The sequence below is a fragment of the Protofrankia sp. Cr2 genome (genome assembly GCF_963555885.1).
In the GTDB taxonomy this organism is placed as follows: Bacteria; Actinomycetota; Actinomycetes; order Frankiales; family Frankiaceae; genus Protofrankia.
The window spans coordinates 1-1,602 of sequence record NZ_CAUVXG010000026.1 but is presented as its reverse complement, the minus strand read 5'-3'; the positions used below and the strand labels follow the sequence as shown (position 1 = coordinate 1,602).

The 1,602-nt window shown below is 72.2% G+C and carries 1 protein-coding gene; it reads left to right on the top strand.

From position 1 onward, the window contains the following. A partial coding sequence (locus U9978_RS13530; RefSeq protein ID WP_322761517.1) for an ATP-binding protein occupies positions 1-1,602 on the top strand: 1,602 nt, incomplete at both ends.

The following is a 1,602-nucleotide window of genomic DNA, read 5'->3' as shown; positions in this document are numbered from 1 at the left end:
CCACCGGCCGGCTCACGCCTCCCGAGTACGCCACCGCGACGCTGCTGACCGCGGCCGGTGACCCGCCGTTGCTCGATGCAGCCGTCGACCCGCAACCGCTGACCCGCCCGTTTGCCGCGCCGGCCGGTGGCAGCGTCCGTGAGCTGGCCATGGGTGATCTTGTCGGGCGGCGCCGGGAGGTCCGCACCGCGCTCGCGGTGCTGCGGGGTGGCAGCGCCGCGGTCACGCGTTGGGGCGCGGTTGCCGGCGTGGTGCTGACCGGGCCCGGCGGGATCGGCAAGACCGCCGTTGCCGGGCGGGTAATGGCCCGGCTGCGGGCCGACGGCTGGGCGGTGGCGGTGCATGTCGGCCGGTGGAACCCGCCGTCGCTGATCGCCGCGACCGCGCAGGCGCTCCGCGGCATCCCGGTCCCGGAGCTGGTCGAGGCCAGAGCCACCCTCACTGACTCACACCATGAGGAAACGGACAAGATCGCGAAGATTCGGGAACTGCTGGGCGAGCATCGCCTGCTGCTGTTGTTCGACGACTTCGAGCAGAACCTCACCGAGGACGGTCGGGGCTTCGCCGACCCGGGCTTCGCCGAGGTGTTCGCGGATCTGGCTCGGGCCGGTGGCCCTGGTGGTTCGGGCGGCGCCGGCCGGCCGGGTAGCGCTGGCCGTCTGCTCGTGACGTGTCGATATCCCCTGCCGAACCGTACCGCCTCGTTGCATCGGGTGGATGTCGGGCCCCTCAGCGGCTCCGAGCTGGGTCGCCTGCTGCTACGGCTACCGAGCCTGCGGCAGCTGGGTGATGATGACCGGCGCACCCTGACCCGGACGATCGGTGGTCATCCGCGGCTGTTGGAGTTCGTCGACGCGTTGTTGCGCAACGGTGCGGCGAACCTGTTGGAGGTCACCGAGAAGATCAGCGATCTGGCCGACACGCTCGGCATCGACCTGCTCGATGATCGCACCTTCGGCGAGGCGGTGGATGATGCCCTGCTGCTCGGGAGCCGGGACATCGTCCTGGAGCTGCTGGTCGCGACGGTGACGGCGGACGAGCGCGCACTTCTCCTACAGGCGGCGGTGTCCAGCGCCCCGATGTCGGTCGACGATCTCGCCTTCGCCTGGCAGGGGGCCGAGCCCGACCGGGCCCGACACCGGGTCGTCGCCACGGCCGTCCGGCGGCTCGCGGACCGGACCCTGCTGCTGCGCCTCGACGGCGATGTGCTCGTCCACCCGTGGATCGCCCACTGGCTGGTCGACGTTGAGCCCGAGACCCGGATGGAACGACACGGCAGGGCCGAGCGGATGCGGCTGGCTCGCATCGAGGCGGGGCGGGGCGACTTCGCGGATCTGGTCGAGGTGGCCCGCCACCTCGCCGCCCAGGAGCGTTTCGACGACGTCGTCGCCCAGGCGCTGACCTTCACCGACATGCTCGCGGGGGAGTCGTCGGTCGCAGCCCTGCTGGGCGAGGTCGTGCCGATGGTGCCGGCCGACAGCCGCGGGTTCCTTGAACTTGTCGAACGGGAGCTCGCCGCCCTGCTGAACACCGGCGGCACCGCGGCGGCCCGGGATCGCGGCGAATCGCTGGTCGCCGCCGCCCGTCGGTTGGCGGAGGCGG